The sequence below is a fragment of the Microbacterium sp. genome, from assembly GCF_044508325.1.
Lineage (GTDB): Bacteria > Actinomycetota > Actinomycetes > Actinomycetales > Microbacteriaceae > Microbacterium.
Genome location: NZ_JBIQHX010000006.1, coordinates 147,907 through 170,061, shown reverse-complemented (window position 1 = coordinate 170,061; position 22,155 = coordinate 147,907). Strand labels below are relative to the sequence as shown.

Sequence of the window (22,155 nt, the reverse complement as noted above, 5' to 3'; positions counted from 1 at the left end):
GATCAGTGTTCCTTGGGCTGGTACTTCGGGCCGGCCACGCCGTACCCGGCCTTCGCCATGATCCATCCCACGATCAGCCCCACCACGACGAGCCCGGCTGCCGCCCACACGAGCCACGCGATGTCGAACCAGAACGCCACGACGCCGATGACGATGGCCGCGAGCATGATGATCACGGCGGTCCAGGCGGCGGGCGAGTTTCCGTGACCGGGGTCGGCGATGGGGTTGGTCATTGGGGATTCCTCCGGTGGTGCGCGGGCACAGCCAGTCTAGCGGGGTCGCACGTGCGACGTGGTGGAGGATCAGCCGGTCGGATCGTCACCGCGGGACAGGTCGTCCCACGACTCGACGGCGTCCAGGGGCCCGTCGCTCGCAGCAGCGGTGTGCGGCGCATCGGCGGCGAACCGGCGGCCGGCCCGGCGCCAGCGATGCGCGGTGGCGAGGACGAGGATGCCGGCCAGCAGGAGCACCGCCGCGCAGACGGCGGTCGCCCACGGCCACGGGGTCTCGCCGACCGCTGCGATCATCTCGGACACGGACTCCACGCCGGCGATGCCGGTGGCGGTGGTCACGGTTCGCGCCACCGCCGACACGGGAGCATCTGCGGCCACGGGCACGATGAGCCAGAGCAGCACCGCGCCGCACAGCACCGTGAGCGCGCCGAGGATGTACCGGAGGACGAGATTCACGATGGTCAGGGCGGCGCCGAGCGCCAGGACCGCGAGGCACAGCGGCGCGAGCACGGGGATGGCCTCCGCGCCCGGGACGGCGAGGACGTCGCCGCCGGTGGCGAGCGTGACGTGGAACCAGGTCTGCGTCGACGAGATCAGCCCGAGCGCGCCGGTGAGCAGGATGGCGACGACGCAGACCAGACGTGCCCGGCGGGTCATGCCGGGTCCACGACGGGTCTGAGATCGTCCGCGTCGAAGCAGGTCCGGGTCCCGGTGTGGCAGGCCGGGCCGATCTGCTCGACCTGGATGAGCAGCGCGTCGCCGTCGCAGTCCAGCCGCGCGCCGCGCACGAGCTGGATGTGCCCGGAGGTGTCGCCCTTGCGCCAGAGCTCCTGGCGCGATCGTGACCAGAAGGTGACCCGGCCGGTGGTCAGGGTGCGGCGGAGGGCCTCGGCATCCATCCAGCCCAGCATCAGCACCTCGCCGGAGTCGTGCTGCTGGATGATCGCCGGCGCGAGGCCCTGCTCGTTGAAGGCGACGCGGGCGATCCTTCCCTCGACGGTGTCATCCATCGGACGACCGCCTTTCGACTCTCTCGGCTGCGGCGTCCTCGCTCGACGACCGGATCTGCACGCCGTCGGCGGCCAGGGCCGCCTTCACATCGCCGACGGAGAGCTGTCCGGAGTGGAAGACGGATGCGGCGAGCACCGCGTCCGCGCCGGCGTGCACCGCCGGGGCGAAGTGCTCGACCTTCCCCGCTCCACCGGAGGCGATGACGGGGACGCTGGAGACTTCGCGCATGAGCGCGACGAGCTCGAGATCGAAGCCCTCCTTGGTGCCGTCCGCGTCGATGGAGTTCACCAGGAGCTCGCCGGCGCCCCGCTCGACGGCCTCACGGGCCCAGTCCAGCGCATCCAGCCTCGTCTCGGTGCGTCCGCCGTGGGTGGTCACGACGAAGCCGGAAGGAGTCGTCGCCGCCCGCTTGACATCCAGCGAGAGCACGAGCACCTGCGCGCCGAACCGGTCGGCGATCTCGTCGATGAGCCCGGGGCGCGCGATCGCCGCGGAGTTCACGCCGATCTTGTCGGCGCCCACCGACAGGAGCATCGAGACGTCGTCGCCGGAGCGCACTCCGCCGCCGACGGTGAGGGGGATGAACACCTCCTCGGCGGTGCGCCGCACCACGTCGTATGTCGTGGCGCGCTCGTCGACGGTCGCGGTGACGTCGAGGAAGGTGATCTCGTCGGCACCCTGTGCGAAGTACAGGGCGGCGAGTTCGACCGGATCGCCCATGTCGCGCAGGTTCTCGAAGTTCACGCCCTTGACCACCCGGCCGTCGGCGACGTCCAGGCACGGGATCACACGGCACGCGAGGGTCATCACAGCCTCGCGTTGTGGATCGCGGTGACCAGGATCGCGCGCGCGCCGATCTCGTACAGCTGGTCCATGATGCGGTTGACGTCGGCCCGCGGCACCTGCACGCGCACGGCGACCCACTCGGGGTCCCGCAGCGGAGAGACCGTGGGCGATTCGATGCCGGGAGCGATCTGCGCCGCCTGGTCGACGAGCCGGGCCGGCAGGTCGTAGTCGACGAGCACATAGCGGCGCGCCACCATGACACCGCGCAGCCGGCGCCGCAGGGTCTCCAGGCCCGGCGCATCCTGCGGGGCGCCCACGAGCACCGCCTCGGACTCCAGCAGCACAGGGCCGAAGACCTCCAGACCCGCCTGGCGCAGGGTCGTCCCGGTGGAGACGACATCGGCGACGGCGTCGGCGACACCCAGCTGCACGGCGGACTCGACGGCGCCGTCGAGCGGCACGAGGTCCACAGCGATGCCGTGCTCGTCCAGGTACGCGTCGACCAGTCCCGGGTAGGCGGTGGCCACGCGCACCCCCTCGAGGTCGCCCAGCGACGCGAAGCGGCCGGGCGGGCCGGCGAAGCGGAACGTCGACGAGCCGAACCCGAGCGCCTCGATCTCGCGGGCCCCCGGCATCCGCGCGTCCTTGAGCAGGTCGCGGCCGGTGATGCCGACGTCCAGCGCGCCGGAGCCGACGTAGGTGGCGATGTCCTTCGGGCGCAGGTAGAAGAACTCGACGTCGTTCGCGGGGTCCATGACGTGCAGATCCTTGGGATCGCGCCTGCCGGTGTATCCGGCCTCGGTGAGCATCTCCGCGGCCGTCTCGGCCAGCGAGCCCTTGTTGGGCACTGCGATTCGCAACATGTGGGTGCTTCCAGGTGGGGTGTGCGGGGAACTGCGAGGATCCGCTCACAGATGTCGGTACACGTCCTCCAGCGACAGTCCCTTGGCGAGCATCAGCACCTGCAGGTGATACAGCAGCTGCGAGATCTCCTCGGCGGCGGCCTCGGCGGTCTCGTACTCGGCCGCCATCCACACCTCCGCGGCCTCCTCGACGATCTTCTTGCCGATGGCGTGCACTCCGGCGTCCAGCTGGGCGACCGTGCCCGAGCCCTCCGGCCGCGCGGCGGCCTTGGACTGGAGCTCGGCGAACAGCCCGTCGAAAGTCTTCACCCTGCCAGGCTACCGGTGCAGGTGATCACCGGCGATCGCGCGGAGGGCGGCGATCGCGGCATCCGGGTCGTCCTTCCCGAACACCGCCGACCCTGCCACGAACGTGTCCGCCCCCGCCTGCGCGGCCTGTGCGATCGTCGACTCCGAGATGCCGCCGTCGACCTGCAGCCAGACGGCGGAGCCCCGGCGGTGCGCCTCGTCGGCCAGGCGTCTCAGCTTGGGCATGGTCTCGGCCATGAAGCCCTGCCCTCCGAAGCCGGGCTCGACGGTCATCACGAGGATCTGGTCGAAGTCGTCGAGGATGTCGAACAGGCCCTCCACAGGCGTGGCCGGCTTGACGGCCACGCCCGCCCGCGCGCCCAGCTCACGCAGCCGGCGCGCCAGCCAGACCGGCTCGTGCGCGGCCTCGAGATGGAAGGTGACCGACGCCGCGCCGAGCTCGGCGTATCCCGGCGCCCACCGGTCGGGGTCGTCGATCATGAGGTGCACGTCCAGCGGCACGGGGCTCGTCGCCTGGATGCGCTCGACCATCTGCGGTCCGAAGGTGAGGTTCGGCACGAAGTGGTTGTCCATGACGTCCACGTGGACGAAGTCGGCCGTGGCGATGCGGTCGAGCTCTGCCTGCATGTTGACGAAGTCCGCGGCGAGGATGCTCGGGTTGATGCGGGGCGCGGCAGGCAGCTGATCGGGCACGTGCCCAGTATTCCAGGCCGTCAGCGCGTGCCGGGACGGCGGCGCAGCAGCACGATCGACATCGCGTCCGTGCCGTGACGATGGGGCCACAGCTGCGCACGGCCGGAACCGTCGGCGGGGACCGGGAGATCGAGCGGATGCTGCGCGACACCGTGCAGCACGGCCCTCGCGTCGAGCTCCTCGAGGTCGTCGCCCCACGTGCGCCGCGCATCGGCGACGACCGCGGCCGTCTCGGCGAGGTGCGGTGAGCACGTGACATACGCGACGACGCCGCCGGGCTTGAGGGCGCGGATCGCCGCATCGAGCAGCTCGCCCTGCAGCGCCGTGAGCTCGGGCAGGTCCGCCGCCTGCTTGCGCCAGCGCGCCTCGGGCCGACGGCGCAAGGCGCCCAGGCCGGTGCACGGCGCGTCGACGAGGATCCGGTCGTAGGACTGCGGGGCATCGGTCGCGCGGACGCGGCCGTCCTCCTCGGAGACCGGGACCTCCAGGGGGACGGCGGCGATCGAGTCCCGCACGAGCGCCGCGCGGGCGGGCACCGGCTCGTTCGCCTCCAGTGCCGCACCGCCGGCCAGAGCCTCGGCGGCCAGGACCGCGGTCTTGCCTCCCGGTCCCGCGCACAGATCGAGCCAGCGCTCCCCCGGGCGCGGCGGCGCCCAGCGGCTGAGCGCGAGCGCCGCCAGCTGCGACCCCTCGTCCTGCACGCGGATCGCGCCGTCGGCGCTGGCGATCACCGGCTCGGGGTCGCCGGCGTCCAGACCGAAGCCGATCGGCGAGTAGCGGGTCCGGTGGCTGTGCTCGGGTGGCTCGGCGACACCGGGAAGAGCCGCCAGCGTCACGCCCGGAGCGGCGTTGTCCGCCTCCAGCAGCGCAGTGAGCTCGTCGGCGCGTCCCTCCGCGGCCAGGGCGCGGCGGAAGGCCCGGAGCACCCACACGGGGTGGGCGTGGCGCAGCCCCAGCCGCTCGTCGTCCGACCGTGCACGGTCGTCGAGCAGGGCCATCCAGTCGCCCGGCGTGTCGCGTGCGATGCGGCGCAGCACGGCGTTGGCGAAGCCGGTGGCGCTGCGTGCCGTCTCTGCGACGAGGGCCACCGACTCGTTCACCGCAGCGTGCGAGGCGACCCGGGTGGACAGCAGCTGGTGGGCGCCCAGCCGGAGCGCGTCGAGCACCGGCGGATCGATCTCGGCGGTGTCGCGCCCGGCGGCGATCGCGATGACGGCGTCATAGGTGCCCTGCCTGCGCAGCGTGCCGTAGGTGAGCTCGGTCGCGAGCGCTGCGTCCGCGCCTGCCAGCCCGGCGCGGCGGATGCTGCGCGGCAGCAGCAGATTCGCGTAGGCGTCGGAATCGTGCACGGACCTCAGCGTCTCGTACGCGACCCTCCGCGCAGGCTGGACGCGGTGGGCGCCTGCCGATCTGTCGGGGCGACGGCCTTGGGCCCGCTGTCGTTCGGCCCGCTGTCGGTCGGGCCGCTGTGCGGCGCTCACGTGCCCACCCGCGCCTCTGCCGCGCGCACGCCGCGCCACCAGTCCGCCGCCGCCATCGGACCCCGGCCGGCGGGCTGGACGACCTCGAGGGCCACCGGCGCGGTTCCCGTCCCGACCAGCACCTCGCGCCCGCTGACGACGACCGCGCCGGGCGCCGGGTGCAGGTCGCTCGCGGCGGCACGCGCGCGCAGGATCTTCAGCCGCGCGCCGTCGATCGTGGTGAAAGCGCCCGGTTCCGGCGTCACGCCGCGGATGCGGGCGAGGACCGCCGGGGCATCGTGCTCCCAGCGCACGCGCGCGTCGTCGATGCCGAGCTTCGGGGCGGTGGTCGGCTCACCCTGCTGCGGGTGTGCGTGCGCGGTGCCCGCCGCGATGTCGTCGACGACCTGCACCAGCAGGTCTGCGCCGCGCACCGCGAGCTCGTCGAGCACCTCCCCGGCGGTCGCCTCCGGGCCGATCGGATGCTCGAACTGCGCGTAGACGTCGCCTGCGTCCAGCTCGGGCACGAGCCGGAACACCGCGGCGCCGGTGCGCTCGTCCCCCGCGATGATCGCGTGCTGCACGGGGGCGGCGCCGCGCCAGCGCGGCAGCAGCGAGAAGTGCAGGTTGATCCACCCCCGTGCCGGAAGCGACAGCAGCGGCTCGCGGACCAGCCCGCCGTAGGCGACCACGACGCCGAGCTCCGGATCCGCCGCGGCGACGCGCGCGGATGCGGACTCGTCGAGCCGGGTCGTCCGGAGCACGTCGAGGCCGAGTTCGCTCGCCGCCTGCGCGACCGGCGAAGGGGTCATGACGCGTCTGCGGCCCACCGGGGCGTCGGGCCGGGTCACCACGAGAGCGATCTCGTGGGCCGATGCGGCGAGACGGCGCAGCGAGGGGACCGCGGCGTCCGGGGTCCCGGCGAACACGAGTCTCACGGCGTCACCTCACAGCTCCGGGTCGGGCACGTCGACCCGGACTCTGAGTGTATTGCGCGCGCGTCCGCCGCCCCGGCCCCGACCGCCGCGCAGGGCTTCGCGCACGACGGCGGCACGAAGGGCCTCGGTGACCGGGCGGCCCTCCCCGTACTCGAATCGCACCAGGGCGCGCATGGTCGCGGGGTCATCCTCCAGCCGGACCGGTCCGAGGACGGCGGCGGGCGGCAGCGTGGGGACGGCGGTGCGCACGTCGGACAGGGCCCGCTCGACCGCCTGCGGCGCTCCGGTGACCGCGGCCACACGGACCGTGGGCGGCATGAGCAGGGGCGCACGCGCCGCCAGCTCGGACCGGGCGTAGCCGGCCTGGTTCCAGGTCGCGAGCGCGCGTGCCACGGGTCCGGTCACCCCGACCAGATGCACGGGAGCTCCGGATGCCGCCAGCGCCGCCGCGTTCGACCACCACCGCAGGCACGACTCGCCGATCCGCAGGGCGTCGGCCAGCAGCATCCGCTCACCGTCGAGCAGGATCACCGCACGGTAGCCGCCTTCGGCGATCGGCTCGGCTCCCCGGGTGGCCACCACCAGGGCGGGTGCGTCGTCGACGCGCAGCACCAGGTGGTCTCCGTCGGCGACGATCACGCGCGTGTTCGGGAAGGCGCGCCCGAGCTCGTCCGCGGTGCGCTCGCTGCCCGACGATGCGAAGCGCACCCGCTCGGACTCGCAGGCCGGGCAGCGCCAGCCCACCGCGGTGTGTCCGCACCAGGTGCACACCGGCACGGCCCGCGGGGCGCGGGCATGCAGCGGCCCGCCGCAGTGGGCGCAGCGGGCAGGAGCCCGGCACTGCGCGCAGACGAGCACGGGTGCGTAGCCCGGGCGGGCCACCTGCACGAGCACCGGGCCGTGCTGCAGGGCCTCGCGGGCCGTCTGGAACGCCGCGGAGGGCACCCGCTCCCCCGGCCGGGATGCCTGCGCGGCGTCGAGGATCACCCGGGCGGTCTCACGGCGAGCCGCGGCGATCTCGCGCACCCACCCGACGCCGACGAGGCGCTCGACGTCCGTCGTGCGGGTGTGGCCGGCGAACAGCAGCGCCCCGCCGTGCAGCTCCTGCCGCACGAGCGCGGCGTCGCGGGCATGCACGTACGGGGCGAGCGGCTCTTCGAGAAGGGGATCGCCGTCGTCCCAGATCGCGAGCATGCCGAGCTCGGGCACCGGTGCGTAGACGGCCGAGCGCTTGCCCACGACGATGCAGGGGGCGGTCGCCAGGGTGCGCAGGAACGCGCGGTACCGTTCCGGATTCGGCCGGGCCGCATCGTCGACGACGAGCGCGTCCTCGGGCACCCGGCCCGCGAGGGCCGCCTCCAGCTGCGCCTGGTCGCGATGGTCGGGGACGACGAGCACCGCGCTGCGCCCGGCGCCCAGCGTCTGCACGGCGGCGGCGGCGAGCAGCGTCGCCCATGCGCCGATCGTGATGCCCGCGGCATCCGGTCGGGGCGGGGCGTCCACGACCACCCTCTCCCCCGACGCGAGCGCCTCGGTGAGCCCGGGGAAGCCGGCGAGCTGCTCGTCGGCCCACTGCCGAGCCTCGGGAGCGGGAGCGGTCGGCGCGGGCGGGTCGGCGGCGAGCCACGCCTTCTCGACCCGGACCTGGCGCTTCGGGACGACGAGGCGGAGGATGTCGGATGCCGATCCCGCGGCGCGGTCGGCAACCCGCCGGGCCAGGGCGTAGAGGCTCGCCGGCAGCACCTGCGCCGGCGAGACCACTGCTTCGAGGGAGGACAGCTCCCGGCTGCCGTCGTCATCGACGAGGTCGACCACGAACGCGTCGACCACGCGCCCCGCGCTGCGCAGCGGGACGCGCACACGCACCCCCGGCAGCGTCTGCGCGGTCAGCGCGTCGGGGATGCGGTAGTCGAACAGCCGGTCCAGCTGAGGCAGCGGCGAATCGATGAGCACCCGCGCGACCGGGCGCGACATGTCAGAGTCCCGCGGCCGCGCGCAGCTCCTGCACGCGGTCGGTGCGCTCCCACGTGAAATCGGGCAGCTCGCGGCCGAAGTGCCCGTAGGTGGCCGTCTGCGCGTAGATCGGTCGCAGCAGGTCGAGCTGATCGATGATCGCCTGCGGGCGCAGGTCGAACACGTCGCGGATCGCGGTCGTGATGACCTCGTCCGAGACGGCTCCCGTGCCGAAGGTCTCGACGTAGAGACCCACCGGGCTCGCCTTGCCGATGGCGTACGCGATCTGCACCTCGAGCCGGTCGGCGAGCCCGGCCGCCACGGCGTTCTTCGCCACCCAGCGCAGCGCATACGCCCCGGAGCGGTCGACCTTGGACGGGTCCTTGCCGCTGAATGCGCCACCGCCGTGCCGGGCGGCGCCGCCGTAGGTGTCGATGATGATCTTGCGGCCGGTCAGGCCCGCATCGCCCTTCGGACCGCCCGTGACGAACGGACCGGCGGGGTTGATGATGAAGCGGGTCGTGCTCGTGTCGAGTCCGGTCTGCGCGATGACCGGCTCGATGACCTCTGCCTGCACCGCGGCGCGCAGCGCGGGGATCGAGATGTCGGGATTGTGCTGGGTGGACAGCACCACCGTGTCGACCGTGCGCGGCGCCGTGCCGTCGTACCCGAGGGTCACCTGCGTCTTGCCGTCGGGGCGCAGGAAGGGCAGCGCGCCGCTGCGGCGGGCGTGCGCGAGCCGCTCCGCGATGCGGTGCGCCGTCCAGATCGCCATCGGCATCAGCTGCGGCGTCTCGTTGGTGGCGTAGCCGAACATGATGCCCTGGTCGCCCGCGCCGAGCGCATCGATGGGGTCAGCCGAGCCGTGCTCGCGCTGCTCGATGGCGTTGTCGACTCCGGCGGCGATGTCGCCGGACTGCTCGCCGATCGACACCGTGACGCCGCACGAGTCGCCGTCGAACCCCGTCTCACTGGAGGTGTAGCCGATGCGGTTGACCACTCCGCGGACGATGCCGGGGATGTCGACGTAGCCGTCGGTGCGGACCTCGCCGGCGACATGGACCAGACCGGTGGTCACGAGCGTCTCGACCGCGACGCGGCTGCCCGGGTCGACCGTGAGCAGCGCGTCGAGGATGCTGTCGGAGATCTGGTCGCAGATCTTGTCGGGATGACCCTCGGTGACGGACTCGGACGTGAACAGACGCAGCTGGCTCATGGAGAGGAGGGCTCAGTCGTTGTGACGCAGGCGGAGCTTGTCCTCGTTGATCTCGTGCAGGGCGATCGTGAGCGGCTTGTCCTCGACGGTGGAGTCGACGAGCGGGCCGACGTTGTCGAACAGGTTGCCCTCGTGCAGGTCCGAGTAGTAGTCGTTGATCTGCCGGGCCCGCTTGGATGCGAAGATCACGAGCTGGTACTTCGAGTCGACCTTCTCGAGCAGGCTGTCGATCGGGGGCTCGATGATGCCCTGGTTGGTTCCGGCCATACGGAGTCTCCTTCTGTGCGCGCGCAAAGATCCATTGTACCCGGCGCACCGACGCTGCCGCGCCCACGCCGCACCCGCGCGGCCGGCGGGAGGATGCTGCCGGAGGCCGATTCCGCGGCACTTCGTCCTCGTCACGCCAGACAGCCTCTGCTGCGCCGCGGGTCAGCCCGCGACGTCGATGACCTCCTGTGCGGCGCGGGCCACGTCGTCGTTCACGACGCGGAAGTCGAACTCCCCCTGCGCGGCCAGCTCCACCTTCGCGGTCTTCAGGCGCCGGGCGCGCTCCTGCGGCCCCTCGGTCCCGCGGCCGACGAGACGGTTGACCAGTTCGTCCCAGCTGGGCGGCAGCAGGAAGACGAGCGTGGCGGAGGGGTCGGCGGCCCGCACCTGTCGCGCGCCCTGCAGATCGATCTCCAGCAGCACCGTGCGACCCTGTGCAAGAGCCTCCTCGATGGGGCCGCGCGGCGTGCCGTAGCGATACGAGTTGTGCACGGTCGCGTGCTCGAGCAGCTCGCCGTCGGCGATGAGGCGGTCGAACTCGGCGTCGTCGACGAAGCGGTAGTGCACCCCGTCGACCTCTCCGGGCCGGGGTGCGCGGGTGGTCGCCGACACCGACAGCAGGATCTCAGGGTGGTCGGCGGCGATGCGCGCGGCGACGGTGCCCTTGCCGACGGCGGTGGGGCCGGCGAGCACCAGCAGCCGGCTGCGTCCCGGGCGCGGCTGCGGTTCCGGCAGCCTCGCGTCGAGGAACGCCTGAAGATCGCGCCGCTGCCGCACGCCGAGCCCGCCCAGGCGCTTGACGGGCGAGATCTGCAGCGCCTCGAGGATGCGGTCGCGCTTGCTCTCGCCGATGGCGGGGATGCTGGTCAGGAACTCGGTGACGCGCAGGGTCGCCGCCGCCGAGCCCGGCTCCTCGGAGCGGCGCAGGACCTCCTGCGGGGTGACCACGCGCGTGCTGACGTCGCGCTTCAGGCTCGCGCGGGCACGACGCGCGGCGATGGCCTTCCGCGACGCGGCGACGCGGTCGACTTCGGGGGGATGGGTGGAATCAGCCACGGATCCTCCTGTACTCCTCTGCGCGTCGGGAGACGGCCTCGCCGATCCCGTCAGGACCGGCCGAGAGGATGCTGCGGCTCTCGGAGGCGATGACGTTCGGCATGTGCGAACCGAACCTGTGCAGGTCTTCGGGGCCGGCGCCCTGCCGGCCGAAGCCGGGCGCGAGGATGGGGGCGGCCGGCGAGAACGGGGAGAGTCCGGCGTCCGGCCACGTCACGGTCGCGCCGATGACGAATCCGAGCCCCGCCCACTCCCCCGCCGTGATGCGTGCGGCATTGCGCTCGCACACCTCCGCCACGATCCGGGCCGACACGGTGGAGCCGTCCTCCAGCCGCGCCCGCTGCGGGGCGAAGGACTCCGGATTGCTGGTGGCGGCGAGGACGAACACGCCCTTCCCATGGGCTTCCGCGAGGTCGAACGCGGGCGTGAGCGATCCGACCCCGAGGAAGGGGTTCGCGGTGACCGCGTCGGCTTCCAGGGGCGCGCCGGGGGTCAGCCACGCGTCGGAATAGGCGTCCATCGTGGTGCCGATGTCGCCGCGCTTGGCGTCGGCGATGACCACCAGCCCGGCGGCGCGGCCGGCGGCGAGCACATCCTCCAGCGCGGCGATCCCGCCGGATCCGTACCGCTCGAAGAACGACACCTGGGGCTTGACGATGCCCACCGCGCCGGCGGCCGCCTCGACCACCCGCAGGCCGAACTCGCGTGCGCCGGCGGCGGAGGCATCCAATCCCCACTCCTGCAGCAGCGCCGTGTGCGGGTCGATGCCCACGCACAGCGGCCCGCTCGTCTCCAGCGCGGCACGCACGCGCTCGCCGAAGGAGGTCATGCCCGCTCCCCCACGGATTCGCGGGCCTGCTCCGGCGCGCCGCGAAGGAGGGCGTACTCCTGCAGGCTCTTGACGGCGAAGCCCTCGCGCAGGATCGGCAGGGCGCTGACCGCGGCACCGAGGACGGCCATGGTGGTGAACAGCGCCTTGTCTCCGGCCACCGCTGCGGCGCGGATCTCGTACCCGTCGGCGCGCGCCATGCCGCCGCTGGGCGTGTTCACCACCATGTCGACGTCGCCCCGGTTGATGAGATCGACGATGTTGTCCTCGCCGCTGCGCTGCGTGGCCGAGAACTTGTTCACGAGCGACACCTCGATGCCGTTGCGGGAGAGGATCTCGGCGGTGCCCTCGGTCGCCAGGAGCTCGAAGCCCTGCTCGGCGAGCAGGTGCGCGGGCAGGATCACCGCGCGCTTGTCGCTGTCGGCGACCGAGATGAACACAGTGCCCGCGGTGGGCAGACCCCCGTACGCCGCGGACTGGCTCTTGGCGAACGCGGTCGGGAAGTCGCGGTCGATTCCCATGACCTCGCCGGTGGAGCGCATCTCGGGGCCGAGCACGGAGTCGACGGTGGCGCCGGCCGCGGTGCGGAACCGCTTGAACGGCAGCACCGCCTCCTTGACGGCGACCGGGGCATCCAACGGGGGCCGCGAGCCGTCCTCGGCCGGAAGCAGCCCCTCCGCCTTCAGCTCTGCGATGCTCGCCCCGGCCATGATGCGCGAGGCGGCCTTGGCGAGGGGGATGCCGAGCGCCTTCGAGACGAAGGGCACCGTGCGGCTGGCGCGCGGGTTGGCCTCGATGACGTAGAGCACGCCGGCCGAGACGGCGAACTGCACATTGAGCAGTCCGCGCACGCCCACGCCTTCGGCGATGGCGCGGGTCGCGTCGCGCACGCGGTCGATCTCGGTGCGGCCCAGCGACATCGGCGGCAGCGCGCAGGACGAGTCGCCGGAATGGATGCCGGCCTCTTCGAGGTGCTCCATCACGCCGCCGATGTACAGCTCCTCGCCGTCGAAGAGGGCGTCGACGTCGATCTCGATCGCATCGTCGAGGAATCGATCCACGAGCAGCGGCATGCCCGGCCCGATGATCGCCTGGTCGGCGATGCGGGCGAAGTAGTCGAGCAGGCTCGGCGTGTCGTACACGATCTCCATGCCGCGCCCGCCCAGCACGAAGCTGGGGCGCACGAGCACCGGGTAGCCGATCTCCTCGGCGATCGCCACCGCGCCGGCGGCGTTGATCGCGGTGCCGTGCCGCGGCGCGACGAGGCCGGCGGCATCCAGGATGTCGCTGAACAGCCCGCGCTCCTCGGCGAGGTCGATGGCGGAGGGGCTCGTGCCGAGGATGCGGTAGCCGGCCGCCTCGATGCCCTTGGCCAGCCCGAGCGGCGTCTGGCCGCCCAGCTGGCAGACGACCCCGAGGATCTCGCCCGACTGCGCCTCGGCGTGCAGCACCTCGAGCACGTCTTCGAGCGTGAGCGGTTCGAAGTAGAGCCGGTCACTGGTGTCATAGTCGGTCGACACGGTCTCGGGGTTGCAGTTGATCATCACCGTCTCGAAGCCGGCCGCCGACAGCGCGAAGGAGGCGTGTACGCACGAGTAGTCGAACTCGACGCCCTGGCCGATCCGGTTGGGGCCGGAGCCGACGATGACGACCTTGGTGCGGTCGGTGGGATCGGACTCGTCCTCCTGGTCGTAGCTGGAGTAGAGGTAGGGGGTGAGGGCCGGGAACTCCCCCGCGCAGGTGTCGACCGTCTTGTACACGGGGCGGATCCGCAGCGCGTGACGGATGCCGCGCACCTCCGGCTCGCTGATCCCGCGCAGCTGGGCGAGCTGGGCGTCCGAGAAGCCGTGCTCCTTCGCGAGGCGGATCGTGTCGGCATCCATCTCCGGCGCCGTGCGCACGTGCTCGGCGACCTCGTTGATGAGCACGATCTGGTCGAGGAACCACGGGTCGATCTTGGTCGCCTCGAAGACCTGGTCGATCGTCGCGCCGCGGCGCAGCGCCTGCTGCACGACGACGATGCGCCCGTCGGTCGGAGTCTTCGCGAGCTCGAGCAGCTCCTCGACGCTCTCGGTCGCGGTCGACGCGTCGTCGCGAGACCAGTGGAAGCTCGATCCCCGCTTCTCGAGAGACCGCAGCGCCTTCTGCAGCGCGGTGCTGAAGTTGCGGCCGATCGCCATGGCCTCGCCCACGGACTTCATGGTGGTCGTCAGCGTCGGGTCGGCGGCCGGGAACTTCTCGAAGTTGAAGCGCGGCACCTTCACGACGACGTAGTCCAGCGTGGGCTCGAAGCTCGCCGGGGTCACGCGCGTGATGTCGTTGGGGATCTCGTCCAGCCGGTACCCGATGGCGAGCTTGGCCGCGATCTTCGCGATCGGGAAGCCGGTCGCCTTCGAGGCGAGCGCCGACGAGCGCGACACGCGCGGGTTCATCTCGATGACGATGACCCGCCCGTCGGCGGGGTCGACGGCGAACTGGATGTTGCAGCCGCCGGTGTCGACGCCGACCGCGCGGATGATGTCGATGCCGATGTCACGCAGCCTCTGGAACTCGCGGTCGGTGAGGGTGAGCGCGGGCGCGACCGTGATGGAGTCGCCGGTGTGCACGCCGACCGGGTCGACGTTCTCGATGGAGCACACGACGACGGTGTTGTCGGCCGTGTCGCGCATCAGCTCGAGCTCGTACTCCTTCCACCCGAGGATCGACTCCTCCAGCAGCACCTCATGGGTGGGCGAGTCGCGCAGGCCGGCACCGGCGATGCGGCGCAGGTCGGCCTCGTCGTAGGCGAAGCCCGAGCCCAGCCCGCCCATCGTGAAGCTCGGACGCACCACGAGCGGATAGCCGAGCTCGGCGGCGCCGGCGAGCACCTCGTCCATGGTGTGGCAGATGCGCGAGGCGGCGACATCGGCCCCTGCGGCGATGACGAGCTCCTTGAAGATCTGCCGGTCCTCGCCCCTGCGGATCGCATCGATGTCGGCACCGATGAGCTCGACGCCGTAGGTGTCGAGGATGCCCAGCTCATGCAGCTGCATGGCGGCATTGAGAGCCGTCTGACCGCCCAGGGTGGGCAGGATCGCGTCCGGCCTCTCCTTGGCGATGATCGTCTCGATCACGTCGGGGGTGATCGGCTCGATGTAGGTCGCATCGGCGAAGTCGGGGTCGGTCATGATCGTCGCCGGGTTGGAGTTGACGAGGATGACCCGCACGCCCTCTTCCCGCAGCACCCGGCAGGCCTGGGTTCCCGAGTAGTCGAACTCGCACGCCTGGCCGATCACGATCGGGCCGGATCCGATGACGAGGACGCTGTGGATGTCGTCGCGCTTAGGCATTCTTGTTGGTCTCCAGGGTCGCGACGACGAGGTCACGGAAGCGGTCGAACAGATAGTTGGCGTCGTGCGGACCGGCGGCCGCCTCGGGGTGGTACTGCACCGAGAACGCGGGGATGTCGAGAGCCCGCAGCCCTTCGACCACCTGATCGTTGAGGCCGACGTGCGAGACCTCGATGCGTCCGTAGCCGTGCGGGCTCTCGAACACGCCCTCCACCGGCGCGTCGACGGCGAACCCGTGGTTGTGGGCGGTGATCTCCACGCGGCCGGTCGCCTTGTCCAGCACCGGCTGATTGATCCCCCGGTGCCCGAACGGCAGCTTGTAGGTGTCCAGGCCCAGGGCGCGGCCCAGCAGCTGATTGCCGAAGCAGATCCCGAAGAACGGCAGCCGCTCGTCGAGCACCGCGCGCAGCAGGGCGACATGGTCGTCGGATGCCGCGGGGTCGCCGGGGCCGTTCGAGTAGAACACCGCGACCGGCTCGATGGCGCGCAGCTCGTCGATCGTCACATCCTGCGGCAGCACGTGCACCTCGAATCCCCGCGCGGCGAGGTTGTCGACGGTGGCCTGCTTGACCCCGAGGTCGAGCACGGCGAGATTCCCGATCCGCTCGCCCTGCGCGGGCGTGACGGTCGCCGCCGGCACCGACACGTCCGCCGACAGGTTCTGCCCTGCCATCTGCGGCGCCTGGCGCACCAGCCGCAGCTGCTCATCGGGGTGGAGTGTCGCCGCCGACCCCGAGAAGACACCGCCGCGCATGCTGCCCTCCGCTCGGATGCGTCGCGTGACGGCGCGGGTGTCGATGCCGCTGATGCCGACGATGCCGTCCCGCTCGAGCGCATCGTCGAGCGACTCCTCGGCACGCCAGTTGGAGACGACCCGCGAGGGGTCGCGCACGATGTATCCGGCGACCCAGATGCGCCCCGACTCGGGGTCTTCGCTGTTCATGCCGGTGTTGCCGATGTGCGGGGCGGTCTGCAGGACGATCTGTCCGGCGTACGACGGGTCGGTGAGCGTCTCCTGGTAGCCGGTCATGCCGGTGGCGAACACGACCTCGCCGACAGTGGTGCCCTGCGCGCCGTAGGCGCGGCCGGCGTAGCGGCTGCCGTCCTCGAGCACGAGGACCGCGGGATCGGAGGTGAAGAGGGTCATGCGTCGCTTCCTGACGGGATGAGGGGGCGGATGCTGTCGGCCACCGTCTTCGCTGAGACATCCTGCGGCCGCAGATAGCTGTCGACGAGCCGCTCGCCGTCGATGCGCCAGACGAGCCGGACGAGACCGTCGCGCTCCACGACGCGGTCGATCACGACCTGGGACTGGTCGGCGGCGACGAGCTGCGCGACAGGGAGGAAGTACGCCGGCGATCCGGGCAGCTCGAGTCCGATGCCGCGGTCGGTGACGGTGAGCACGGCGCGGGAGCGGAATCCCAGCCCGCGGACGGCGAGCCGCTCCAGCGGCTGGTCGTGCACGGTGGTGGCGACGTAGAGGCCGCTCCAGCGCGCCAGCTCCGCGGCGTCCGCCGGCGGCTCGCCGACGGGTGCGACCAGACCCGCGTCGCGACGCGCGCGCCGCCACCAGGCGAACGCCAGCGTCGCCAGCAGCAGCACCGCCACGCCGATCATGACGGCGAGGGCAGCCTCCCGCGTCATGCGCCCAGCTCCTGCAGCTCGCCGTCGCGCACGGTCACCGCTCCTCGGTGGATCGTCCACCGCACGCTGCCGGGCAGCTCGCGACCGAGATACGGCGAGTTCACGCTGCGCCCGCGCAGGTCGGCGGCCGTGAAGGGGCCCGTGGCGGACGGGTCGTACAGGACGAGGGATGCCGGCGCCCCCGGCTCCAGCGGCGTGCCGTAGCCGTCCAGTCGACCGATCCGGGCGGGCGTGCGCGACATGACGCGCGCGACGTCCGCCCATTCCAGCAGTCCGGTCTCGACCATCGCCTGGTGCACGACGCGAAGCGACGACTCGAGTCCGACCATCCCGTTCGCGGCCGCCTGCCACTCGCACGCCTTCGCCTCGGCGGGGTGCGGCGCGTGGTCGGTCGCGACGATGTCGATCGTGCCGTCGGCGAGGCCCTCGCGGACCGCCTGCACGTCCTCCTCGCGCCGCAGCGGCGGGTTCACCTTGAAGCGGGCGTCGTAGCCGCGGGCGAGCTCGTCGGTCAGCAGCAGGTGGTGCGGGGTGACCTCGGCGGTCACGTGCACGCCGCGCTTCTTCGCCCAGCGCACGATGTCGACCGACCCCGCGGTGGAGAGGTGGCAGACGTGCAGTCGTGAGCCGACGTGCTCGGCGAGCAGCACGTCGCGCGCGATGATCGACTCCTCGGCGACGGCGGGCCATCCGGCGAGGCCGAGCTCTGCCGACACCGCCCCCTCGTTGAGCTGGGCGCCCTCGGTCAGGCGCGGGTCCTGGGCGTGCTGGGCGATGACGCCGTCGAAGGCCTTCACATACTCCAGGGCGCGGCGCATGATGAGCGGGTCCCATACGCAGAAGCCGTCGTCGCTGAAGACCCGGACGCGGGCGCGCGAATCCGCCATCGCGCCGAGCTCGGCGAGCCGCTCGCCCCGCTGGCCGACGGTCACCGCGCCGATCGGCTGCACATGCACGTAGCCGGCGGCCTCGCCCAGGGCGAGCTCCTGCTCGACGACTCCGGCGGTGTCGGCGACCGGCGAGGTGTTGGGCATCGCGAACACGGCGGCGTACCCGCCCGCCGCTGCGGCGCGGGAGCCGGTCAGCACCGTCTCGGACGCCTCGTAGCCGGGCTCGCGCAGGTGCGTGTGCAGGTCGACGAGACCGGGCAGCGCGATGAGTCCGTCCGCGTCGGCGACGGACGCGCCGGGGGCGCTCAGGCCGTGACCCACCTCGGCGATGACGCCGTCCTCGATGCGGAGGTCTGCCGCATCCCCGCCTTCGAGGCGCGCTCCGCGGATGATGAGGACGGTTCCCGAGCCCTGCTGCGGGGTCATCGCACGTCCTCTCTGTCATCAGCGTCGCGCTCTCCCGCCAGCAGCAGGTAGAGCGCGGCCATCCGCACCGAGACGCCGTTGGTCACCTGATCGAGCACGGTCGATCGGGCGGAATCCGCGGCCTCGGCGGAGATCTCGAGCCCCCGGTTCATCGGTCCCGGGTGCAGGACAATGCTATCCGCCCCCAGGCTCGTCAGACGCCGCGGATCAAGCCCCCAGCGCCGGGAATACTCCCGTTCGGTGGGGAAATACGCCGCGTTCATGCGCTCGAGCTGGATGCGGAGCATCATGAGCGCGTCAGCGCCCTCGGCGAGGGCGTCGTCGAGATCGTAGAGCACCCGCACCGGCCAGGCTGAGACATCCTGGGGCACCAGGGTGGGCGGTGCCACCAGGGTGACCTCGGCGCCGAGCGTGTCGAGCAGCCAGACGTTGGAGCGGGCGACCCGCGAGTGCAGGATGTCGCCCACGATCGTCACGCGCAGGCCCTCGAGATCGCGGCCGCGGCTGTCGGCGCCGAACCGGCGCTTGCGGATGGTGAACGCATCCAGCAGCGCCTGCGTGGGGTGCTCGTGCGTGCCGTCCCCCGCGTTGACGACGCCCGCGCTGATCCATCCGCTGGTGGCCAGCGTGCGCGGCGCGCCGGAGGCGCCATGGCGGATCACGACGGCGTCCGCCCCCATCGCCTGCAGTGTCTGGGCGGTGTCCTGCAGGGACTCGCCCTTGGACAGGCTCGAGCCCTTCGCCGAGAAGTTGATGACGTCGGCGCTCAGGCGCTTGGCGGCCGCCTCGAACGAGATGCGGGTGCGCGTGGAGTCCTCGAAGAAGAGGTTCACGACGGTCTTGCCGCGCAGGGCAGGCAGCTTCTTCATCTCGCGCTGCTGGGTGTCGGCCATGTCCTCGGCCACGTCGAGGATGCGCAGCGCGTCCTCGCGGGCGAGCGTCTTGGTGTCGAGCAGGTGCCTCATGATCCGATCGTCACCTCGTCGACGCCGTCGATCTCGGCCAGTCGCACGTTGACGCGCTCGTCGCGGGCGCTGGGCAGGTTCTTGCCGACGAAGTCGGGGCGGATCGGCAGCTCCCGGTGGCCGCGGTCGACGAGGGTCGCCAGGCGCACCGCAGCAGGACGGCCGATGTCCTGCAGGGCGTCGAGCGCGGCCCGGATGCTGCGGCCGGAGAACAGCACGTCGTCGACCAGCACGACGACCCGGCGGTCGACGCCGCCGGGCGGGATGTGGGTACGGTGCGGGGCGCGGGTGGGGTTGCGGTGGAGGTCGTCGCGGTACATCGTCACGTCCAGCGCGCCGACCGGGACAGGTGCGCCGGAGATGTCGCCGATGAGCGTCGCGATGCGGTCGGCCAGCGGGACGCCGCGCGTCGGGATGCCGAGGATGACCAGGCCCTCGGGGCCGCGATTGGATTCGAGGATCTCGTGCGCGATGCGGGTCAGCGCCCGGGCGATGTCCGCGTCGTGCAGGACAGTGCGCGTGCTCATCCGCCGCTCCCTTCTCCGCCTCACAGGACGGTGTTAAAGGTTGCTGTGGTTGTGCACCAGCCTATCCCCCACGGCGGTGTGCCTCCGCCCGGCGCGCGCGAGCGCCTGAGAGCCTGGGGGCATGGCCGGCGAATCCACCGCTGCGCGCAGGACGCACTTCGCTCCCACCGACTCGCTCGAGTTCGGTCGCGGAGTCTCGTTCTTCGACGCCGTCTACGGCTTCGCCGTGACGCTGCTGATCGCGAACGTCGACGCGCCCCCGCCCGAGGCGTGGCGCAGCCTGTCGGCGCTTGCCGAGTCGGGGGTGCCCGCGCAGCTGATCGGGTTCGCCCTGAGCTTCACGGTGATCGCGGTGTTCTGGCGGCTGAACGTGCGGCTGATGCGGCGACTGGCGGGACTGGACGGCCTGACGACGGCGCTGAATCTCGTGCCGGCGGCGCTGGTCATCCTCATCGCCTTCACGACGCAGGGCATCAGCGATCCCGCCAGCGCGGACCTGGCGCTTCCGACGGCGTTCTACGCCCTCAACATCGCCCTCGTCGCGCTCGCCCAGACGGTGATGTTCCAGGTCGCCCGGTCTCGCGGCCTCGAGCGGGTGCCCACCGGCGCGCGGGCGAACCGGCTGGATCTGATCGACTCCCTCATCACGCCGCTCGTGTTCCTGCTCTCGATCCCGCTCGCCCTGTTCGTGGACCCCAATGCGGCGAAATGGTCGTGGGCGACGCTCATCGTGCTCGGTCCGCTCTCGGGCCGCCTGACCATGCGGGCGCTGGACCGCCCCCGTCGCGGTGGCGACGGGGGCGGTTGATCGGCGTCTCAGACGCGCGGGGCCGGGCCGCGCAGCACACGGCCGGCCACCACCAGGGCGGCGGCGATGAGCACCGCGTCCTTGAAGATGTACTGGCCGGTGAGGGTCGGCCCGGTCGCCGCGAAGACCTCCTGCGGCAGCAGCACGATCGGCGACAGGATGCCGACGAAGGTGACCGCGAGCACGATGAGCCCGACGCGCGCGAACCCCGCACCGACGATGATGAGCAGCCCGGCGAGCACTTCCATCGCCGCGGTGAGCATCATCGCGGTCTGCCCGCCGACCAGTCCGAAGCTCAGCTTCTCCCACGTGGCCACGACGAGCGGCTCGATCGGGCTGACGCCGGGGAACGCCTTGAGGATGCCGAACACGGCGAACACAGCGCCCAGGGCGATGCGCAGCAGCGGGATGCTCCAGCGCTGCAGAAGCACCTTCAGCGCGGCCTCTGCGCGTGCCTCGAGGTCGAACGCGTGCCGGATGAGCGACGGCCGCGCGGTGGACGGGATGACGCCGGCGGCGCCGGGACGAAGGGTAACGCTGGTCATGCGGATCTCCTGATCGTTCTGCCCGCACGGTGCGGGGCCACCGACTCAGACGGCGACTCCGGCGAAGGTGATACCGACGTCCCGGAATCGCGTCCCTTCCGTCAAACACCTCCGCAGGATCCCCGGTGCGTGTTGTGGGTCACCGACAAAACGCCGGGCGGAGAAGCTCAGCAGTTGACACCTAGCGTCACTAGGCCTAGCATCACTAGGTATGAACGCTGAATCGCTCAAGGGACACCTGGACCTGCTGGTCCTCGCGGTCATCTCCGCGGGGCCCATCCACGGCTACGGGGTCATCGAGCGCCTGCGCGATCGCAGCGGGGGGTCGTTCGACCTCGCTGAAGGCACGGTGTATCCCGTGCTGCATCGGCTGGAGCGGGCGGGCCTGCTCGAGCACGAATGGTCGGAGGCATCCGGCCGCCGTCGGAAGCTCTACCGACTCACACAGACTGGCGCTGCCCGGCTCGTCGAGCAGCGCGCAGGGTGGCGCGAATTCGCCGCCGCCGTCGATTCCGTTCTCAGGAGGAACCCATGGCCGCAGACGGCCTGATCGACCAGTACGTCCGCGCGCTGCGCAGCAGGCTCGGGGCGCGACGAGATCGCGACGATCTCGTCGACGAAGTCCTCGATCACCTGCTTTCGACGACCGAGCGGCTCGAAGCCCTCGGCATCGACCCGCACACGGCGGCGCGACGCGCGCTGGCGAGGTTCGGCGAGCCGAAGCTCGTGGCATCCCTCCTGAGCGATGTCCCCTCGAAAGGAAACCTGATGTCCCTGTTCTTCTCCCGTCACCTGCCGGCGCTCGCCGTCGCGGCGTCCGTCACGTGGGTCGCCGCGCTCGCGGTGGCCGTGTACGGGCACACCGATCTGCTGATGCCGTGGACGCAGAGCGCCTACCTCGCCGCCTCAGCGGTCACCGCCCTCGCATGCCTTCTCACGACGACCGTGCTCGTGGGCCTCAACCTGCGCGCGACGGGCGAGCTGGACGGCGCGACGATCGCGATCGCGGTCACCGGCGCGCTCTCGGTCGTCGCAGCCGCGCTCCTGTCGTGGTTCGTGGCGATCTGGGTGCCGCTGCTGGCGATCGCGGTGGTCTGGACGCTGGCGCGGTCGTGGGCGACGCACGCCGGCTCCCGCCCGTTCAGCGCCATCATGCTCGTGCTCATGCCGCTGCTGGCCCTGGCCGCCATCGCCACGACCGTCGTCGGGCAGGTCACGCAGACCGACAACGCCGTGATCGGCTGGCTCACCTTCTCGGGCCTGGCCATCGTGCTGATCGCGGCGCTGGTCGACCTCGCCGTGCGCCTGGGCCGGCGCACGGCGCGCGCGAAGGCCGCCGTCGCGAGCTGACCGTCGATGGGCCGGAGGCCGGGGACCCGACGGGTCCCCGGCCTCCTGGTGTCCGGC

Annotated in this window: 24 protein-coding genes; 3 read left to right on the top strand and 21 right to left on the bottom strand. The window is 72.0% G+C overall.

Going from position 1 to position 22,155, the window contains the following annotated elements:
• Nucleotides 1-2: 2 nt before the first annotated feature.
• The 20 genes from ACIWQI_RS07370 to pyrR all read right to left on the bottom strand — a co-directional run bounded on the left by ACIWQI_RS07370 (nt 3) and on the right by pyrR (nt 19,395).
• Nucleotides 3-233: a DUF6704 family protein gene (locus tag ACIWQI_RS07370; RefSeq protein WP_396656488.1), complete on the bottom strand. Its 231-nt coding sequence runs from the start codon at nt 231-233 to the stop codon at nt 3-5.
• 69 nt (nt 234-302) lie between these two features.
• Complete coding sequence (locus ACIWQI_RS07365; protein WP_396656487.1) at nt 303-890, bottom strand: Trp biosynthesis-associated membrane protein; 588 nt, start codon at nt 888-890, stop codon at nt 303-305.
• Nucleotides 887-1,243: a phosphoribosyl-AMP cyclohydrolase gene (gene hisI, locus ACIWQI_RS07360; RefSeq protein WP_396656486.1), complete on the bottom strand. Its 357-nt coding sequence runs from the start codon at nt 1,241-1,243 to the stop codon at nt 887-889. The genes ACIWQI_RS07365 and hisI overlap by 4 nt, the downstream gene beginning before the upstream one ends.
• Nucleotides 1,236-2,051, bottom strand: a complete 816-nt coding sequence (gene hisF / locus ACIWQI_RS07355) for an imidazole glycerol phosphate synthase subunit HisF (RefSeq protein ID WP_396656485.1) — start codon at nt 2,049-2,051, stop codon at nt 1,236-1,238. The genes hisI and hisF overlap by 8 nt, the downstream gene beginning before the upstream one ends.
• Nucleotides 2,051-2,893: an ATP phosphoribosyltransferase gene (gene hisG, locus ACIWQI_RS07350; RefSeq protein ID WP_396656484.1), complete on the bottom strand. Its 843-nt coding sequence runs from the start codon at nt 2,891-2,893 to the stop codon at nt 2,051-2,053. The genes hisF and hisG overlap by 1 nt, the downstream gene beginning before the upstream one ends.
• A gap of 45 nt (nt 2,894-2,938) precedes the next feature.
• Nucleotides 2,939-3,202, bottom strand: a complete 264-nt coding sequence (locus tag ACIWQI_RS07345) for a phosphoribosyl-ATP diphosphatase (protein ID WP_396656483.1) — start codon at nt 3,200-3,202, stop codon at nt 2,939-2,941.
• A 9-nt stretch (nt 3,203-3,211) separates the two neighbouring features.
• The gene (rpe, locus tag ACIWQI_RS07340) at nt 3,212-3,895 is read right to left on the bottom strand and encodes a ribulose-phosphate 3-epimerase (protein WP_396656482.1); all 684 of its coding nucleotides are present in this window, start codon (nt 3,893-3,895) and stop codon (nt 3,212-3,214) included.
• A 20-nt stretch (nt 3,896-3,915) separates the two neighbouring features.
• The gene (locus ACIWQI_RS07335) at nt 3,916-5,415 is read right to left on the bottom strand and encodes an RsmB/NOP family class I SAM-dependent RNA methyltransferase (RefSeq protein ID WP_396656481.1); all 1,500 of its coding nucleotides are present in this window, start codon (nt 5,413-5,415) and stop codon (nt 3,916-3,918) included.
• A complete protein-coding gene (gene fmt, locus ACIWQI_RS07330; RefSeq protein WP_396656480.1) occupies nt 5,373-6,293 on the bottom strand; it encodes a methionyl-tRNA formyltransferase in 921 nt (306 codons plus the stop codon). The genes ACIWQI_RS07335 and fmt overlap by 43 nt, the downstream gene beginning before the upstream one ends.
• Nucleotides 6,294-6,302: 9 nt before the next feature.
• Nucleotides 6,303-8,267, bottom strand: a complete 1,965-nt coding sequence (locus ACIWQI_RS07325; RefSeq protein ID WP_396656479.1) for a primosomal protein N' — start codon at nt 8,265-8,267, stop codon at nt 6,303-6,305.
• A 1-nt stretch (nt 8,268) separates the two neighbouring features.
• Complete coding sequence (gene metK / locus ACIWQI_RS07320; RefSeq protein WP_396656478.1) at nt 8,269-9,462, bottom strand: methionine adenosyltransferase; 1,194 nt, start codon at nt 9,460-9,462, stop codon at nt 8,269-8,271.
• A gap of 12 nt (nt 9,463-9,474) precedes the next feature.
• Nucleotides 9,475-9,729, bottom strand: coding sequence for a DNA-directed RNA polymerase subunit omega (gene rpoZ, locus ACIWQI_RS07315; RefSeq protein ID WP_396656477.1), 255 nt, complete (start codon nt 9,727-9,729; stop codon nt 9,475-9,477).
• Nucleotides 9,730-9,891: 162 nt separating this feature from the next.
• Entirely contained in the window at nt 9,892-10,785 is an 894-nt protein-coding gene (gmk, locus tag ACIWQI_RS07310) for a guanylate kinase (protein WP_396656476.1), read from the bottom strand.
• Entirely contained in the window at nt 10,778-11,614 is an 837-nt protein-coding gene (gene pyrF, locus ACIWQI_RS07305) for an orotidine-5'-phosphate decarboxylase (RefSeq protein ID WP_396656475.1), read from the bottom strand. The genes gmk and pyrF overlap by 8 nt, the downstream gene beginning before the upstream one ends.
• Nucleotides 11,611-14,943 carry a carbamoyl-phosphate synthase large subunit gene (gene carB / locus ACIWQI_RS07300; protein WP_396656474.1) on the bottom strand — a complete coding sequence of 1,111 codons (3,333 nt, stop codon included), beginning with the start codon at nt 14,941-14,943 and terminating at the stop codon, nt 11,611-11,613. Before carB ends, pyrF begins: the two co-directional genes overlap by 4 nt.
• A complete protein-coding gene (carA, locus tag ACIWQI_RS07295) occupies nt 14,936-16,090 on the bottom strand; it encodes a glutamine-hydrolyzing carbamoyl-phosphate synthase small subunit (protein ID WP_396656473.1) in 1,155 nt (384 codons plus the stop codon). The genes carB and carA overlap by 8 nt, the downstream gene beginning before the upstream one ends.
• A complete protein-coding gene (locus tag ACIWQI_RS07290; protein ID WP_396656472.1) occupies nt 16,087-16,587 on the bottom strand; it encodes a hypothetical protein in 501 nt (166 codons plus the stop codon). Before ACIWQI_RS07290 ends, carA begins: the two co-directional genes overlap by 4 nt.
• Nucleotides 16,584-17,903, bottom strand: a complete 1,320-nt coding sequence (locus ACIWQI_RS07285) for a dihydroorotase (RefSeq protein ID WP_396656471.1) — start codon at nt 17,901-17,903, stop codon at nt 16,584-16,586. Before ACIWQI_RS07285 ends, ACIWQI_RS07290 begins: the two co-directional genes overlap by 4 nt.
• Nucleotides 17,900-18,868: an aspartate carbamoyltransferase catalytic subunit gene (locus tag ACIWQI_RS07280; protein WP_396656470.1), complete on the bottom strand. Its 969-nt coding sequence runs from the start codon at nt 18,866-18,868 to the stop codon at nt 17,900-17,902. The genes ACIWQI_RS07285 and ACIWQI_RS07280 overlap by 4 nt, the downstream gene beginning before the upstream one ends.
• Nucleotides 18,865-19,395, bottom strand: a complete 531-nt coding sequence (gene pyrR / locus ACIWQI_RS07275; RefSeq protein WP_396656469.1) for a bifunctional pyr operon transcriptional regulator/uracil phosphoribosyltransferase PyrR — start codon at nt 19,393-19,395, stop codon at nt 18,865-18,867. The genes ACIWQI_RS07280 and pyrR overlap by 4 nt, the downstream gene beginning before the upstream one ends.
• Nucleotides 19,396-19,516: 121 nt before the next feature.
• Between pyrR and ACIWQI_RS07270 the strand changes: the two genes are divergently transcribed.
• Complete coding sequence (locus ACIWQI_RS07270; protein WP_396656468.1) at nt 19,517-20,203, top strand: TMEM175 family protein; 687 nt, start codon at nt 19,517-19,519, stop codon at nt 20,201-20,203.
• Nucleotides 20,204-20,211: 8 nt separating this feature from the next.
• On the opposite strand, the gene ACIWQI_RS07265 is transcribed toward ACIWQI_RS07270, so the two are convergent.
• The gene (locus tag ACIWQI_RS07265; protein ID WP_396656467.1) at nt 20,212-20,748 is read right to left on the bottom strand and encodes a DoxX family protein; all 537 of its coding nucleotides are present in this window, start codon (nt 20,746-20,748) and stop codon (nt 20,212-20,214) included.
• Between the two features lie 211 nt (nt 20,749-20,959).
• On the opposite strand from ACIWQI_RS07265, the gene ACIWQI_RS07260 reads away from it, so the two are divergent.
• Both ACIWQI_RS07260 and ACIWQI_RS07255 read left to right on the top strand, forming a co-directional pair.
• Complete coding sequence (locus ACIWQI_RS07260) at nt 20,960-21,298, top strand: PadR family transcriptional regulator (RefSeq protein WP_396656466.1); 339 nt, start codon at nt 20,960-20,962, stop codon at nt 21,296-21,298.
• The gene (locus ACIWQI_RS07255) at nt 21,280-22,098 is read left to right on the top strand and encodes a permease prefix domain 1-containing protein (protein ID WP_396656465.1); all 819 of its coding nucleotides are present in this window, start codon (nt 21,280-21,282) and stop codon (nt 22,096-22,098) included. Before ACIWQI_RS07260 ends, ACIWQI_RS07255 begins: the two co-directional genes overlap by 19 nt.
• Nucleotides 22,099-22,155: the final 57 nt, after the last annotated feature.

Bases quoted from the DNA above. Each gene is read 5' to 3' on its own strand.
- ACIWQI_RS07370 (WP_396656488.1), bottom strand. From the start codon at position 233: ATGACCAACCCCATCGCCGACCCCGGTCACGGAAACTCGCCCGCCGCC.
- ACIWQI_RS07365 (WP_396656487.1), bottom strand. From the start codon at position 890: ATGACCCGCCGGGCACGTCTGGTCTGCGTCGTCGCCATCCTGCTCACC.
- hisI (WP_396656486.1), bottom strand. From the start codon at position 1,243: ATGGATGACACCGTCGAGGGAAGGATCGCCCGCGTCGCCTTCAACGAG.
- hisF (WP_396656485.1), bottom strand. From the start codon at position 2,051: ATGACCCTCGCGTGCCGTGTGATCCCGTGCCTGGACGTCGCCGACGGC.
- hisG (WP_396656484.1), bottom strand. From the start codon at position 2,893: ATGTTGCGAATCGCAGTGCCCAACAAGGGCTCGCTGGCCGAGACGGCC.
- ACIWQI_RS07325 (WP_396656479.1), bottom strand. From the start codon at position 8,267: ATGTCGCGCCCGGTCGCGCGGGTGCTCATCGATTCGCCGCTGCCTCAG.
- metK (WP_396656478.1), bottom strand. From the start codon at position 9,462: ATGAGCCAGCTGCGTCTGTTCACGTCCGAGTCCGTCACCGAGGGTCAT.
- rpoZ (WP_396656477.1), bottom strand. From the start codon at position 9,729: ATGGCCGGAACCAACCAGGGCATCATCGAGCCCCCGATCGACAGCCTG.
- pyrF (WP_396656475.1), bottom strand. From the start codon at position 11,614: ATGACCTCCTTCGGCGAGCGCGTGCGTGCCGCGCTGGAGACGAGCGGG.
- carB (WP_396656474.1), bottom strand. From the start codon at position 14,943: ATGCCTAAGCGCGACGACATCCACAGCGTCCTCGTCATCGGATCCGGC.
- carA (WP_396656473.1), bottom strand. From the start codon at position 16,090: ATGACCCTCTTCACCTCCGATCCCGCGGTCCTCGTGCTCGAGGACGGC.
- ACIWQI_RS07290 (WP_396656472.1), bottom strand. From the start codon at position 16,587: ATGACGCGGGAGGCTGCCCTCGCCGTCATGATCGGCGTGGCGGTGCTG.
- ACIWQI_RS07285 (WP_396656471.1), bottom strand. From the start codon at position 17,903: ATGACCCCGCAGCAGGGCTCGGGAACCGTCCTCATCATCCGCGGAGCG.
- ACIWQI_RS07280 (WP_396656470.1), bottom strand. From the start codon at position 18,868: ATGAGGCACCTGCTCGACACCAAGACGCTCGCCCGCGAGGACGCGCTG.
- pyrR (WP_396656469.1), bottom strand. From the start codon at position 19,395: ATGAGCACGCGCACTGTCCTGCACGACGCGGACATCGCCCGGGCGCTG.
- ACIWQI_RS07270 (WP_396656468.1), top strand. From the start codon at position 19,517: ATGGCCGGCGAATCCACCGCTGCGCGCAGGACGCACTTCGCTCCCACC.
- ACIWQI_RS07265 (WP_396656467.1), bottom strand. From the start codon at position 20,748: ATGACCAGCGTTACCCTTCGTCCCGGCGCCGCCGGCGTCATCCCGTCC.
- ACIWQI_RS07260 (WP_396656466.1), top strand. From the start codon at position 20,960: ATGAACGCTGAATCGCTCAAGGGACACCTGGACCTGCTGGTCCTCGCG.
- ACIWQI_RS07255 (WP_396656465.1), top strand. From the start codon at position 21,280: ATGGCCGCAGACGGCCTGATCGACCAGTACGTCCGCGCGCTGCGCAGC.